Annotated in this window: 12 protein-coding genes; 8 read left to right on the forward strand and 4 right to left on the reverse strand. The window is 45.0% G+C overall.

Going from position 1 to position 14517, the window contains the following annotated elements:
• The first annotated feature begins 7 nt into the window (after positions 1-7).
• The 4 genes from B0E43_RS16260 (at position 8) to B0E43_RS16275 (ending at position 4429) form a co-directional block, all read left to right on the forward strand.
• Positions 8-2170: a multicopper oxidase domain-containing protein gene (locus tag B0E43_RS16260; RefSeq protein WP_077351666.1), complete on the forward strand. Its 2163-nt coding sequence runs from the start codon at positions 8-10 to the stop codon at positions 2168-2170.
• A 208-nt stretch (positions 2171-2378) separates the two neighbouring features.
• Positions 2379-2774 (forward strand): CHY zinc finger protein, encoded by a 396-nt coding sequence (locus B0E43_RS16265; RefSeq protein ID WP_254423446.1) that lies wholly within the window; start codon positions 2379-2381, stop codon positions 2772-2774.
• Positions 2775-2807: 33 nt separating this feature from the next.
• On the forward strand, positions 2808-3497 hold the full coding sequence (locus B0E43_RS16270) for a PepSY domain-containing protein (RefSeq protein ID WP_077351670.1): 690 nt from the start codon (positions 2808-2810) through the stop codon (positions 3495-3497).
• A 50-nt stretch (positions 3498-3547) separates the two neighbouring features.
• Entirely contained in the window at positions 3548-4429 is an 882-nt protein-coding gene (locus B0E43_RS16275; protein ID WP_077351672.1) for a hypothetical protein, read from the forward strand.
• On the opposite strand, the gene arfB is transcribed toward B0E43_RS16275, so the two are convergent.
• A complete protein-coding gene (gene arfB / locus B0E43_RS16280) occupies positions 4426-4845 on the reverse strand; it encodes an alternative ribosome rescue aminoacyl-tRNA hydrolase ArfB (protein ID WP_077351674.1) in 420 nt (139 codons plus the stop codon). The genes B0E43_RS16275 and arfB overlap by 4 nt on opposite strands.
• A 152-nt stretch (positions 4846-4997) precedes the next feature.
• On the opposite strand from arfB, the gene B0E43_RS16290 reads away from it, so the two are divergent.
• From B0E43_RS16290 to B0E43_RS16305, 4 genes are all read left to right on the forward strand, one after another.
• Positions 4998-7505 carry a hypothetical protein gene (locus B0E43_RS16290; protein WP_077351678.1) on the forward strand — a complete coding sequence of 836 codons (2508 nt, stop codon included), beginning with the start codon at positions 4998-5000 and terminating at the stop codon, positions 7503-7505.
• 256 nt (positions 7506-7761) lie between these two features.
• Positions 7762-8970, forward strand: a complete 1209-nt coding sequence (mnmA, locus tag B0E43_RS16295) for a tRNA 2-thiouridine(34) synthase MnmA (RefSeq protein ID WP_077351680.1) — start codon at positions 7762-7764, stop codon at positions 8968-8970.
• 93 nt (positions 8971-9063) lie between these two features.
• A complete protein-coding gene (locus tag B0E43_RS16300; RefSeq protein ID WP_077351682.1) occupies positions 9064-9780 on the forward strand; it encodes a pseudouridine synthase in 717 nt (238 codons plus the stop codon).
• A gap of 43 nt (positions 9781-9823) precedes the next feature.
• On the forward strand, positions 9824-11287 hold the full coding sequence (locus B0E43_RS16305; protein WP_077351684.1) for a M28 family peptidase: 1464 nt from the start codon (positions 9824-9826) through the stop codon (positions 11285-11287).
• 269 nt (positions 11288-11556) lie between these two features.
• On the opposite strand, the gene B0E43_RS16310 is transcribed toward B0E43_RS16305, so the two are convergent.
• The 3 genes from B0E43_RS16310 to B0E43_RS16320 all read right to left on the reverse strand — a co-directional run bounded on the left by B0E43_RS16310 (position 11557) and on the right by B0E43_RS16320 (position 14499).
• Positions 11557-12840 carry a NupC/NupG family nucleoside CNT transporter gene (locus B0E43_RS16310; RefSeq protein ID WP_077351686.1) on the reverse strand — a complete coding sequence of 428 codons (1284 nt, stop codon included), beginning with the start codon at positions 12838-12840 and terminating at the stop codon, positions 11557-11559.
• Positions 12841-12925: 85 nt separating this feature from the next.
• Entirely contained in the window at positions 12926-13525 is a 600-nt protein-coding gene (locus B0E43_RS16315; RefSeq protein WP_077351688.1) for a bifunctional nuclease family protein, read from the reverse strand.
• Between the two features lie 5 nt (positions 13526-13530).
• Positions 13531-14499 (reverse strand): electron transfer flavoprotein subunit alpha/FixB family protein, encoded by a 969-nt coding sequence (locus tag B0E43_RS16320; protein WP_077351690.1) that lies wholly within the window; start codon positions 14497-14499, stop codon positions 13531-13533.
• Positions 14500-14517 lie beyond the last annotated feature (18 nt).

Below are 14517 nucleotides of genomic sequence, written 5' to 3' on the forward strand. Positions count from 1 at the left end.
TAACACCATGAAAATCCTGAGGAAATCAATTCTCATTCTTTTGGGAATCTATCTTTATGCCACCCAGTCCATTGCCCAAAAACGGGTGGAATACGACCTGTATGTGAAGGATACCCTGGTCAATTTCAGCGGAAAGGTAAAGCAGGGAATTGCTGTCAATGGGCAGATTCCCATGCCTACCCTACATTTTACCGAAGGAGATACGGCGATAGTGAGAGTGCATAACCTGATGCACCATGAGACCTCTATCCATTGGCATGGCCTATTGCTTCCCAACGAACAGGATGGAGTTCCTTATTTGACCACCGCACCGATCAAGTCTCATGGCACCCACACGTTTGAGTTTGTTCTAAGGCAAAACGGGACTTATTGGTACCATTCCCATACGATGCTACAGGAGCAAATCGGGATGTATGGGGCTCTGGTGATTCACAAACCTGGAGAAAAGCCAAAAAATGAAGAAGTTCTACTCCTTAGCGATTGGAGTGACGAAAACCCCCATCAGATCGAACGCTCCCTGCATTTTGCTACCGACTGGTACATGGTCAAAAAAAATGCAGTCCAGAGCTATTCCGAAGCCATTGCATCCGGAAAATTCAAAACCAAACTGGGCAACGAATGGAAGCGGATGCATGCCATGGATGTCAGTGATGTGTACTATGAAAAGTTCTTGGTCAATGGAAAGGAAAGTGAAGAGCGGAAGAGCTATAAACCCGGTGAAAAGGTCCGGCTCAGGGTCATCAACGGAAGCGCATCCACCTATTTTTGGCTGACTTATGCCGGAGGAAAAATAACTGTTTTGGCATCCGACGGGATGGATGTGGCACCAACCGAGGTGGACAGACTAATCGTTGGGGTTTCTGAAATCTACGATGTCGAAGTGACTGTTCCTGAATCCGGAAAAATGGCAGAATTTCTCGCCACTTCCGAGGATCGGATTGGATCCGCTTCCTTTTGGTTGGGTTCAGGAGAAAAACTCCCTGCTACTCCCCTGCCGCGGCTGGACTATTTCGAAGGCATGCAAATGATGAACGACATGATGACCTTGGGTGGCAAAATGAACGATATGGGCATGAACATGAGTCTCCAACAAATGGACATGAATGCTGTGATGTATCGGGAAATTACTGAACCACAGACAACCGATCAAAATCCGGCAGAAACAGTTACACTCAACTATGGGATGCTGAAATCTCCGGTCAAAACCACACTTCCCGAGGGCCCTGTCCGAACGTTGGAGTTTGAGTTGACCGGAAATATGAACCGGTACGTGTGGACCCTGGACAACAAGACTATTTCAGAGAGCGATAAAATCCTGATCAAAAAAGGTGAAAACATCCGAATCATTCTGAGAAACAATTCCATGATGCGGCATCCCATGCACTTGCACGGGCATTTTTTCCGCGTAGTCAATGAAATGGGAGATTTCTCTCCCCTCAAAAATGTGCTGGACATCATGCCCATGGAAACTGACACAATTGAATTCAATGCTTCGGAAGAATATGGGGACTGGTATTTTCACTGCCACATTCTCTACCACATGATGGCAGGAATGGGGAGGATATTTACTTATGAAAACACCCCTCCCAATCCCCAAATCCCGGATCCCCGATACGCTTTGAGAAAAGTCTATGCAGATGACCGCCGCTTTTACCTGGGTGCCGAGATTGGGGTCGAAAGCAACGGTTCGGATGGAGAAATCACACTTATGAATACCCGTTGGATGATGCAGACCGAATGGCGAGTGGGTTACAATGCCCAAAACGGTTACGAAACAGAAAGCCACTTTGGGAGACTTCTGGGAAGAAATCAGTTTGCCTTTGGCTATGTAGGATGGGACTACAGGTACCGGGAAGCTGGCCATACTGAGGAAAGTATTTTTGGTCAAACCAATACCAAGGATGATCGAAGCGTATTTCATCTAGGTTTCCAATACACTGCACCCTGGTTTATAGTGGCAGATCTGAAAGTGGATCATACTGGCTATGTTAGACTCCAGCTCAGTCGGGAAGATATTCCGATCACCAAGCGGGCACGGATGTTCGGGATGGTCAATTCCGATTTGGAATACGCTGTCGGAGCAAGATACATCCTCACCAAATACTGGTCTGCCTCCTCACATTACGACAGCGACATGGGTTGGGGAATCGGTGCGACTTTTACCTACTAAGTAAAAAAGTGTCGGCTGTTTTAGAAAGAAAGAGGCATGGCTTATCTTTCGGACTTCCTATTGCCAACCAAGCTAAAATTTCAAGGTCGACTGCTAGGTAATTGAAGGACTTAATAACCACCCGCAAATGAATTCACCAAAAAAGTTGATTGTTTTAATGATTTTGCTTGTTTGGACAAGTAAACTCTTTGCACAAGATAGTCCAGTTATGCTTCCAGTAGTCACCTCAAAAATTAACGGAATCAACATCTTCGGAAAACCGATTGATCAGCAAACACGATGCGTTCACTGGCATTCCAAACTCGACGTGATTGCAATCAAATTCAAATGCTGCGAAAAGTACTACCCCTGCTTTTCTTGCCACGAAGAAACTGCTGACCACAAATCGGAGGTTTGGCCCAAAGCAGAATTTGATCAAAAAGCTATTCTTTGTGGAGTATGCGGCAATGAACTGAGCATCATTGAATATATGGGTTCCAACAATACCTGTCCAAAATGCCAAGCTGCTTTCAATCCCGGTTGTAGCAAGCATTATCATTTGTATTTCGAGACCGAAGACGGGAGACAGAAGACCGAAGAGACAGCCCCTCGAACCAATAACTAATTAACCAATAACTCTCTCCTTCCACCCCGCCTAATGAGAAAAAACAACCAATATTATATCCGACGGATCCATCGGTTTCTGGGAGTATTCATAGGCATCCAGTTCCTGTTTTGGACAGTTTCCGGACTTTACTTTTCCTGGACAGATATTGATGAAATTCACGGAGATCATTTCCACCAGGATCACATGATGCACATGACCGCATCCAATCTTATCGATCCAGCAAAACTTGATTCCACCCTCGAAATTTCCACTTTGGAACTCAGGTTTGTAAAACATCAGCCCTATTACTGGGTGAATGGAACACAGCTTTTTCATGCTCAAACCGGTGAACCAAAAGCTGAAATCAGCGAAGAAGACGCGAAAGAAATAGCTAAAATCTACATCAAAGATGACTTTGGAATCCAGTCCGCAGAATACCTGACCGAAGCAGGATCTCACCATGAATACCGAGGCAGACCCCTACCCGCTTGGGCAATTCACTTTGATCACCCCGAAAAACTAACTGCCTATATCGATGCAAAGAGCGGTAATTTCGAGAGAGTCCGTCACCGTAATTGGCGTTGGTTCGATGCACTTTGGATGTTCCACACGATGGACTATGCCGGTCGGGATAATTTCAACAATCTGTTGTTGAGAGGATTTTCGCTGTTTGGCTTGGCGACAATCGCCTCTGGATTTACGCTTTTCTTCCTGACCATCCAGAAAAAAAAGAATACTTAGCTCTTTTACCCCCCGGGATTTTTTAATTTATTCCACTGGATATCAAGACCATGAAAATCTTTTCTTTATTTTTTTCGCTCCTATTTTCTTCGTACTTCACTTTTGCCCAAGAGAGCAAGCGAGTAAGTTACGATCAATTGGGAATCTCATTTGTAATTCCCCTCGGTTGGCAGCCTCAGGAAATCAACCAAGGGATCCTGCTCCAAAAGCCCGGTTTGGCCGGTTTTATCTTTGCTTCCACACACAATCAAAGCTTAGAGGAATTGAAAGCGGATGCCCTCAAGCCACTCAACGATGGACAGGGAACTAACCTCCAGCTATCTGATAGTCTACAAATCCTCGGCTCCAATGCGATTGCAGGCCACTACCAGGGTCTACTGGAAGGCAGTCCAGCCAAATGCTACATCATCGGAATGGAGAACCCAACAGGAGGCTTGGGGATAACTATTATTGCTGCAAGTGAACCGGATCTTTTTTCCGAGCAACTCCAGGAGGTTGCGTTCGAGTTTGCGTCGTCTTTTCAATTTGAAAAGGTTGACAAAAGCTCCGAAATCCAAGAATGGAAAAGTTTCCTCTCGGGAATGCGTCTGACCTATATGGAGACGTATAACTCTCCCAGCTATTCGGATGGTGGAATATCGGGAGGCTACAACATCAAAAGAACCATTGACCTTTGCCCCCAGGGACATTTCAACAGCGGAAATTCCAGTTCCTTTCAAATGGACGGTTTGGGAAGAACCAATTCAAACCAAAAAGGCCAAGGAACCTGGGATATTGTGTTGGGAATGGATGGGATGCTGCACTTGGAACTCAAGGACTACACCGGCGAAATCAGGCATTATAGATTGGAATATTTGGAAGAAAAGCTCTATCTCAACGGCGAAAGGTATTTCCGAACCGATGACGGAGACAACGCTCCATACTGCAATTAATCTTTCCAGTTTCGGTTGCTCTTCTTTTCCGCTTGCACTTTCTTGGATTGGAGCCTTTTTTCTACCGCTCCTTTGCTCGGTTTGGTAGCCTTTCTAATTTTCCTTTTGTGAAAAGCTGTCCGGAGTGAATCATAAAATTTTCGGATGACCAGCTCTTTATTCTGAATTTGTGATCTCTTTTCCTGCGAAGACAATTGCAAAACACCTTCCTGATCGATCTTGTTTTTGAGTTTTTGAAGCAAAGTCAGTTTCTCTTCCTCGCTTAAAATCTGGGAATTGTTCACGTCAAATTTCAGCTGGACTTTGGTTTCCACCTTGTTCACATTCTGCCCTCCTGGACCGCTGCTTCTGGCAGTTTGGAACTGGAGTTCCGGTAAAAAATCACCGTTTATAATGCGTGTTTCGAGGGAGTTCATCAGGATTGGAAAATTTGAAGATTACAATATTGGAAAATTATGCCTTGAAGTACACATGGCGGGGAGGAAGATCGGTGTTTCAAATATTTCGAAATTTTTTGATGACCAATTAAGCGCAGACCGATGCAAGGGTAAACCAATCCATTTACATCATGAAAAAAGCAATTTTTAGTCTGCTATTTACGGTTCTTTTCGCTTTTGTTTTTTCCTGCAACGAAGATGAAGAACCTAACACGCCGGATCCTGATCCAGATCCCTCTAGCTTTACCACCACCGATGTGGCCGTTATTGTCCCACCGGGCTCGACTCTAGACCTATCCAAGACAAGATTATTCTCAGGTTTTGCAGAATATCCAGTGGATAATACCGGAAAGACGAAAGCGAGATTCGCGACCGGAAGTACTAGATTGGCCTTTTTGATTGATGAAAACGATAAGGCTGTCATGGCAGGATTTCTCACCGATAATCAAAAAGAAATCTCTACTAAGACTACTGCCTCGGTCATCCTATATTTTTCTCTGGGTGTTTCACTTCAGCCCTTGGAGGTCAAAAAGAAATTTTGGGAGGGATACAGTACTATACCAGGTATGGACGACTTCATCGCTCAAGTCAGTGCAGAAATGGTCAAAAATCCAAAAGTGCTCCAAACCGCTACCCTTGAGGCCCCTCTTTCCGCTTATTTGAAAACCTTCAATTCTACAGATTCAATCGACATCCAGGCAAAACAAATTGATGTAGATCCTGGTGGGTTTAAGAGCGGAATCCAAGTCTATGAACTTGACCATCAAAACATCCAAATCCGCAACCAGTTCAGAAGAAGGGCACACGCCTTTGTTTACAAGACGGCATTTAAAGACAAGGACGGAGTAGAGACCGTCCTGAAAAAACGCATTGGAGGAAACGATACAGCTGAAAAAGACCTTGAGGTTAAAGCCACCTCTGCCATCACCTCTTTTATCGGTTCAGTCAAAGAGGAGGTATCGGGAAAAGGTGCCGATTTTGCCATGACCGAGACCAGTCCCATTCCACTTCCGCTCAAGACCAATGAATCCGAAGCGACCTACAAGGTCCGGGTCGTAGGTCCTGGGTTGACCAACCTCAATGGGTTAAGCCTCACTTCTGCAGAGCGGGATAAGCTAAACAGACTGATGCTGGAGACCTTTGCGATGGATTTTTTCCTCCCATTTATATTCGATGTGATGGGCCTGGCTGACGTCCTCAGCATACCTGGTTCCAACTTCAAAACACTCATTACAATAATTGACAATTTCGTCAAAACTACTCCTACCATCGAAAAGCTGATTCTGGACGGAAACTTCGATCAAGCGCTGAAGGATATCATCTATTTGGCCTCTTACGAAGTTCCAAACGCCCAATTTGACGCGATGGTGACTGCCGTCGCAACTGGCTCTGTGGAGATGATCCGAGGTGTCAAACCCGAGCTTGTAACTGCCTCAGCCGAAGAAATCGGAAACAAAGCCAAAAAAGCATTAAAACTCCTCAAATACGCGGATCTATTGATCAAATTCGTTGACTACAACCGGTTGATGAACCATATCGCTTTCTCAGATTACAACGAGGAATTTACAGCGATTGCCAAAATGGACGACCTGGAGATGACCCCAAAAGAATCTACAGTCGTTACTCAGACAAATACTACACTGAAAGTAGAAACAAAGACCGTCCTGGGAGAGGGTGAATCTTTCGTGTACAAATGGTCCACGACCGCCAAATACGGCTTGCTTTCCTATCAGGGAAAAAAACAATCGAATTTTGAAGCAAGTGTCGCCTCGATGGTCTATAGAGCTGAAGCCAAATCCGATGACCTGTCCGATGGCCCGAATGTGGACACGGTCAAAGTTGAAGTCTTTACCAAAAAAGGAACTTCGCTTACCAGAATCGGCGATGCCAATGCCGTGGTTAATGTTCAGAAAATCAAACTGATCATGAAGCCTAATAACATCACCCTCTCCGGTGGACAAAACGTTTCGCTTTACCTTGTGCGCACGGACGGAGTCAACGACATCGTCTCCAACGCTGCGCTTGATTATAAAGTAGAATGGGAAACCGCCGGAACTTACGGGAAATTTGACGGGACGCTCAAAAATGCCAACACCATGGGGAATAGGATCAATTATGAAGTCTTGGACAAAGACGTCAAGGAAGGCAAAGAAACCATTACGGCTCGGGTATATTTCAAAGCCAAAACAGACTCAGAATGGGTTCTTCGGGAAACAGTCAAGGGCGAGCTGAAGATAGTAAACGACCCCAAGAAGATAATAATGAATATTCCGATGAGCGCGTTGGGTTGGGATAACAGCAAGGCCAACTCCTGCAATGTCGGAGGCAACCTAGCCGTTCAGGTTCCGATACATCCCAAAGCTGTAAGCTATAGCGTGACCTTCTACGGATTTAAGAAAAACTATTCCTGGGAAGGCAAAGGTGGATCTTGGCAAGCCGGTAAAACACCTCCATCCGTTTATGGATATCCCCCAGCCGGAGACAATGAGATCCTGGGAGGAAACTACATCTATACCATCAGCAGAAGCTGGACATCTGGACCTGCCAGTTCTACCTGCTCAGAAAAGTTGCAAAATTACATTTCCGCCTATCAAGCTCTCGGAGGGATGGCCAATGTAATCATCACGATTACAGATTGATCCTAGCGGAAGTCCAAACAGTAGATCACGTGGTGAAACAGATTGGAGTGCAGACTCCAGTTTGTTTCACCTTTTTTTGTTTGGAAAATTGAAAGATTACAAAATTGAAAGATTGCCAGTCTCCCCAAAAAAGCCCTAATTTTCCAATGATAGAATTTTTCAACCTATCAATTCCTACCTTCGTGAACTATTCCGGGACAAGAACCCGTTTCCTTCAGCGTAACCTAATGGACCTTGAATCCATTAATCACTACCTATGAAAAGACCAAGAGTCGTCGTCGGCCTCTCCGGAGGCGTTGACAGCAGCGTCGCTGCCCACTTGCTGATCCAGCAAGGCTACGAAGTCATCGGCATGTTTATGAAAAACTGGCACGATGAATCCGTCACCATCTCCAACGAATGCCCTTGGATGGAAGACTCCACGGATGCGATGCTAGTCGCTGAGAAACTAGGAATCCCCTTTCAAGCCATTGACCTCAGCGAAGAATACAAAGACCGAATCGTGGACTACATGTTCGCCGAATACGAAGCCGGACGAACCCCTAACCCGGACATCCTCTGCAACCGTGAAATCAAATTCGATATTTTCCTTAAAGCTGCGCAAAAGCTAAAGGCGGACTTTGTGGCTACCGGGCATTACTGCCAAAAAAAGGAAATCGCAGTTGAAGGCGAACCAGTCTATCAGCTGATTGCCGGAGCCGACCCCAACAAAGATCAAAGCTATTTCCTTTGTCAGCTTTCGCAGGAACAGCTTTCCAAAGCCCTTTTTCCCATCGGGCATCTGCAAAAGCCTGACGTGAGGAAGATCGCCAAAGAAGCAGATCTGATAACAGCAGATAAAAAGGATTCTCAAGGCCTTTGCTTTATCGGAAAAGTACGTTTGCCGGAATTTCTCCAGCAACAATTGAAACCCAAAAAAGGCAGCATCATCCAAATCCAGGAAGATCTACCCGTATTTGAGCGGCTGAAAGTTCCGGTTTTAACAAAAACGACTGATTGGGACCAAGACATGCTAAACGCAGTTTGCCTACCCATTCACTTCACACCCAATCAAGGAAAAGTACTCGGAGAGCACAATGGTGCACATTATTTCACTGTAGGTCAGCGAAAAGGCCTTCAGGTTGGAGGCACTGGAAAACCATTGTTTGTCATCGCAACCGACACCCGAGAGAATATCATTTACACGGGTTTGGGAGAAGAGCACCCAGGTTTGAACCGCTTTGGTTTGTTTGTCAAAACCGATCAGATTCACTGGATTCGGGAAGATTTGGCTTTGAAACCGGGTGAATCTGCCGAATACTTAGCACGAATCCGATATCGGCAGCCTTTGTCCAAAGCGACCTTGGTCATGAAAGAAAATGGCCTCTATGTCATCTTCGAAAATCCTCAAAAAGGCATCGCCTCAGGTCAGTTTGTAGCTTGGTACAAGGAAGATGAGTGCATTGGATCAGGGACTATATTTTAGTTTCCCGATGATCAACACCGAAAAAATCGCAAATCTTAAAAGATTAAACCTATTAATAATTTTAGAGACTTTGTGCCTTTGTGGCAAACTACAATGCTAAACATCCTTTTTGAAGACGAAAATATAGTTCTGATCGACAAACCTTCCGGACTATTGGTTCACCGCACAAGGCAGGCTTTTGGAGAGGATGAAAATGCGCTGATCACCCTTCGGGATCAGATCGGTTCCTGGGTTTCTCCTGTCCACAGGCTGGACAGGGCGACCAGCGGGATTCTTCTTTTTGCAAAAAATGAAGAAATCCTTCCGCAGCTCAAGGCTCAGTTTATGGAACGAAGCGTGGAAAAGTCTTACCTGACTATCGTCCGAGGGATTCCAGCGGAAAAAGAAAATCTCATCGATCATCCACTGACCAGTGAACGCTCCAATAAACTTCAGGAAGCCCAAACCCGCTATCGGGTCCTGGCTGAATCAGAAATCCCGTTCAATTCCACAGGCAGATACTCAACCAGCCGGTACAGTATGCTTGAGGTGGACTTGCTCACGGGAAGGACCCATCAAATCCGAAGACACCTTGCGCACATCCGGCATTACATCATTGGAGACAAAAAACACGGTGACAACAAGCAAAATATCTTTTTTGAGAAGCAATTCGGTCTGAACAATCTCCTACTCCATGCATGGAAATTATCTTTGACTCATCCTGTTTCCGGTGAAAAAATCGCTCTTTCCTGCCCTCCTCCTGCTCATTTTCAAAAAATTATGCAGGATTTGGGATGGGATTCCCTTGAAATTGCTCAGCCGACATCATGAAACCGGGAATTTCAAGTATTTTCAAAACGCTAATCATTTCTCTATGAACAAATCAGTTTTATCCCTGGGCTTGGTGCTCTTGAGTGGATCCCTCGCTTTTTCTCAAAAGCAGGAAATCGAAAAGAATTTTAACGGAAAAGAAGCCATTTCTGAGTTCACCTATTTGGCTTCGGATGAGCTGATGGGCCGGGACCCCGCCAGACCGGAAATGAAACTTGCCTATACATTTATAGCTGATCAGCTCAAAAAGGCTGGAGCAATGCCAGTCCCAGGTGCTGATGGCTTTTATCAGAATATTCCTTTCCGCCTTTCCACTCCTCCAAAATCAGGATCTGTCAAACTTGGCGGAACTGAATTTACCCAAGGTAAAAACATGTTGGTCTTGGATGGAAAGTCCTTCTCAGGAACCTATGAGGTAGTCGATTTGGGTTTTGGAATGCCTGAGGATTTCACAGGGAAAGACGTAAAGGGAAAAATAGTGATCACCAATGCCGGAGCACCAAACAAGCTAAGCCCTAACCAGCTTTTTTCCGAAGGAAGAGCTAAGACGGCCCTAGCCAAAGAGGCCGGTGCTATTGCTTTGATTGAGCGGTTTAATATCCCATCTGTTCCATGGCAGATGGTTTCTGGTTTCCTGAACAGAACCCAGATGAGCGTTGACCAAGGGGCTGCGAGTGATTTGCCTTACATCTGGATCGAAGATGTCAAAAATCAAATGACTGGCGAAAAGGTAAAATCGGCAGAAGTTGCGGTAGATGGAAAAGTAAATTCTCCTGTAGAAGGCAAAAATGTGATAGCCTGGATCGAAGGCACTGATCCGGAATTGAAGAAAGAATTCATCATGCTTTCCGCCCACTACGACCACGTCGGAGTTGGTACTCCAGATGCTGAAGGCGATTCCATCTTCAACGGTGCCAGAGATAATGCTGTAGGAACAGTCGCTGTGATGAATGCTGCCAAGTTTTTTGCCAAAAACCCTCCAAAAAGGTCAATCTTGCTTGCGCTTTGGACTGCAGAGGAAAAGGGACTTTTGGGAAGCGGATATTTTGCCAACAATCCTTTGGTTCCCCTGAATCAAATCATCTACAACCTCAACATTGACAACGCAGGCTACAATGACACTTCAATCATCACTGTGATTGGTTTGGGAAGAACAAGTGCTGACTTTATGATTGAGGAGGCAGTCGCTGACTTTGGATTGACGGCGAAAGCAGATCCGTCTCCGGAGCAAGGGCTATACGACCGATCTGACAATGTGAATTTTGCCAGAAAGGGAATTCCTGCCCCAAGCTTCACGCTGGGATTCACAGCCTTTGACGATAAAATCCAGCAATACTACCACAAAGCAGCAGACGAAGTGGAAAGCTTCGACTTAAAATACGCTGAGATCTATTGGAAATCATTTATCCTATCGGCTCAAAAAATCGCCAATTGGAGCCAAAAACCTACTTGGGTTGCCGGTGACAAATATGAAGGAGTCAGTAAAGAGCTCTATGGTGATAAGTAATATTTAGATGTTAGACATAAGATTTAAGATCTTAGGCACAAGAAACAAGAATCAAGACACAAGATTTAAGACGCACAAAATTCTAGATAATAGAAACCCCTTATTATTTTCACTGGAGTGTGCATAAGACTAAAAAAGCCCAATTTCAAGCTGAAATCGGGCTTTTTGTTTTTTATCACTCTACTTTTTATCCTGATTGATGAAGACCTCTATCTATTTTCTTGTATCCCGCGTCTTAAATCTTGCTTCTTGCATCTAATGTCTTGCTTCTAATAAAGCATTCCAGCCACAGTCGCTGTCATTAAGCAAGCCAAAGAAGCGGCAGCCAAAGCTTTGAATCCCAAACGGCTTAGATTCCCCTGTTGATTTGGGGCAATGATCGAAATACCTCCCAATTGAATCGCGATTGAGCTAAAATTAGAAAATCCGCAAAGCGCATAGGTGGCGATTACAATGGATTTGGCACTAAGTGATCCAGCCTCTTTCATATCGGCCAAGCTCAGGTAAGCGACAAATTCGTTGATTACGGTCTTTTGGCCTAAAAGACTTCCAACCTGCAACGTATCCACCCAATCCACTCCAATCACCCAGGCAAAAGCCCGAAATACCTGTCCGAAAATATATTCAAGTGAAAAGCCTTTAAACTGACCGTTTGTAGAGCTTTCGACAAAAGCATTCAATCCCGTATATTCTCCGATCAGGCCGCTCAGTCCAAAATTAATTGCAGCGATCACGGCGATAAATGCCAAAAGCATCCCTCCCACGTTTAGTGCAAGTTTTAAACCCTCTGCTGCTCCAATTGACATGGCATCAATCAGGTTGACTCCCATCGCCTCTTTATTCACCTCCAGCTTATCCTGCTTGATTTCCTTTTCCGTCTCAGGGATGAACATTTTTGACATTACGATGGCAGCCGGCGCGTTCATGATACTTGCACCAAGGAGGTATGCCGCAAATTTGCTCTGCTCCTCCATGCTGTCCCCGCCCAGAAAGGCTACATATCCTGCCAAAACTCCACCAGCAATTGTCGCCATTCCACCGGTCATCAGGCACATCAATTCTGACTTACTCATGGTCGGAATGAATGGGCGAACCAGCAATGGAGCTTCAGTTTGCCCCAAAAAGATATTTCCGGCAGCAGAAAGGGATTCAGGTCCTGAAAGCCGCATCGTTCGAGCCATGACCCAGGCTATGCCAAAGACAATTTTTTGCAATATCCCTAGGTAGTACAATCCAGCCGAAACTGTGGAAAAGAAAATGATCGTGGGCAAAACTTTGAATGCAAAGATGAACCCGAAGGTATTCCCTGCCAGATCTCCGAAAATAAAACTCGCACCTGCCTCACTGAAACTCAAAAACTTGACAAATCCTTGGGAAAGTAACTCAAACCCGGCTCTCACCACTTCGACTTTGGTAATCAGAAAACCAAAAACGATCTGAAGGGTAATCCCAATTGCCACCAACCGCCAGTCTATCCTCTTTTTATCATTGGAAAAAAAATAAGCCACCAAAACGATGACAGCCAATCCCAAGGCTCCTCTCAAATATTCCATGCAATTGAATTAATAAACGAAGTGCTAAAAATAGGCCAAAGCAGGGCAAGAAAAAAGCCCCGAATTTCCATTCGGGGCTTTGATTTTAGTTTCTCTTGTTTATTTCATCCCGGATCCGGGCTGCTCTTTCGTAATCTTCGTTGGTGATGGCTTTTTCAAGAAGCTGATTCAGTTTGTCCAAGCTGAAATCTTTGAGAGAACCTTCCTTTTTGGGGCTGATTTTGGATGGCGGAGCTTGAACTTCCTTTTTGCTTTCCAATTTTTTGTCTTCTTCGGTAAATTCAATGGCGGCTTCGGACATCACTTTTTCAGCACAAAATATCGGAGCAGTAAACCTCACTGCTATCGCAATCGCATCTGAAGGGCGGCTGTCGATTTCAACTCGGGTGTCCTTGCTTTTGCAATGGATTTTAGCATAAAAAACCCCTTCCTTCATATCAGAAATGACGATTTTGTCGATTTCAAACTTGAAACTGTCAGCAAAAGATTTGAAAAGGTCATGAGTCATTGGCCGATTGGGAATGATCTTTTCTATCTCAATGGCGATCGCTTGGGCTTCAAACATACCAATGACAATGGGTAATCTTCTGCTGCCCTCCATCTCACCCATCACCAGCGTAAATGATCCTGATTGCGAATGATTGGAAGAAAGACCCAAAATCTCCAGTTCTACGAGTTTTTCCACAAAAATTAAAGTTCTGCTTTTAGTGCCTCTGTTAGTTTTGGTACTACCTCAAATGCATCCCCAACTATTCCATAATCAGCTGCCTTAAAAAACGGAGCTTCCGGGTCTTTGTTGATTACTACTATACACTTTGAGGAATTGACTCCCGCAAGATGTTGAATCGCTCCTGAAATTCCTATGGCTATGTACAAACTAGGAGCAACTTTTACCCCTGTTTGGCCCACATGTTCATGGTGAGGTCTCCAGCCAATGTCGGAAACCGGTTTGGAGCAACCAGTGGCAGCACCCAATACTTTGGCAAGGTCTTCTATCATGCCCCAATTTTCAGGACCTTTCATGCCCCTGCCACCGGAAACCACGATATCAGCTTCAGGAAGAAGAATTTCACCTTTCGCTCTTTCAGTTGAAGTGATTTTAGAAGCAAAATCTGAATCCGCCAAGCTTACAGAAATCTTTTCAACGGTGGCATCTGCGCCATCTGTTTTCAAATCCACTGCATTTTTCTTCACTGCAAGGATCTTATTTTCAGTTGATAAGGAAGTCTCAGCAAAGGCTTTTCCGGTATAGATGCTACGTTTGACGGTATAGCCCCCGGTAGAATTTGGAAGTTCTACAACATTGGAAACTAGGCCAGCATTCAATTTTATCGCGAGTCTGGCGGCTACCGCATCGCCAAGAGAAGACTTGGCTAATATCAAAGTCTTGGCACCTACAGAAGCAAAAGCCTGCGCCACTGCAGATGCATGTGCTTGAATCACGCCATCTGTCAGTCGGACATCGTCAGCATGCAAAACTTTGGATGCTCCTGCTTTCCCCACAGCACCCAATTCAGACGAATCTATGGTACCCAAAGCGACCGCTACCACTTCACCCTCGCCAGTCTGTGCTGCCAAGGCTTTCGCAAAAGAAACTGCCTCAAGGCTCGTCTTTTTCACTTTCCCCTCGGCCTGTTCAATATATACTAAAATTGACATAAGTTATTGAATTAATGA

The organism is Algoriphagus sp. A40, assembly GCF_002002735.1.
Lineage (GTDB): Bacteria > Bacteroidota > Bacteroidia > Cytophagales > Cyclobacteriaceae > Algoriphagus.

Excerpts from the sequence above, each read along its gene's own strand:
- B0E43_RS16265 (WP_254423446.1), top strand. The coding sequence starts at position 2,379 with ATGCTTCCAGTAGTCACCTCAAAAATTAACGGAATCAACATCTTCGGA.
- B0E43_RS16275 (WP_077351672.1), top strand. The coding sequence starts at position 3,548 with ATGAAAATCTTTTCTTTATTTTTTTCGCTCCTATTTTCTTCGTACTTC.
- B0E43_RS16320 (WP_077351690.1), bottom strand. The coding sequence starts at position 14,499 with ATGTCAATTTTAGTATATATTGAACAGGCCGAGGGGAAAGTGAAAAAG.
- B0E43_RS16290 (WP_077351678.1), top strand. The coding sequence starts at position 4,998 with ATGAAAAAAGCAATTTTTAGTCTGCTATTTACGGTTCTTTTCGCTTTT.
- B0E43_RS16305 (WP_077351684.1), top strand. The coding sequence starts at position 9,824 with ATGAACAAATCAGTTTTATCCCTGGGCTTGGTGCTCTTGAGTGGATCC.
- B0E43_RS16310 (WP_077351686.1), bottom strand. The coding sequence starts at position 12,840 with ATGGAATATTTGAGAGGAGCCTTGGGATTGGCTGTCATCGTTTTGGTG.
- mnmA (WP_077351680.1), top strand. The coding sequence starts at position 7,762 with ATGAAAAGACCAAGAGTCGTCGTCGGCCTCTCCGGAGGCGTTGACAGC.
- B0E43_RS16260 (WP_077351666.1), top strand. The coding sequence starts at position 8 with ATGAAAATCCTGAGGAAATCAATTCTCATTCTTTTGGGAATCTATCTT.
- B0E43_RS16300 (WP_077351682.1), top strand. The coding sequence starts at position 9,064 with ATGCTAAACATCCTTTTTGAAGACGAAAATATAGTTCTGATCGACAAA.
- arfB (WP_077351674.1), bottom strand. The coding sequence starts at position 4,845 with ATGAACTCCCTCGAAACACGCATTATAAACGGTGATTTTTTACCGGAA.
- B0E43_RS16270 (WP_077351670.1), top strand. The coding sequence starts at position 2,808 with ATGAGAAAAAACAACCAATATTATATCCGACGGATCCATCGGTTTCTG.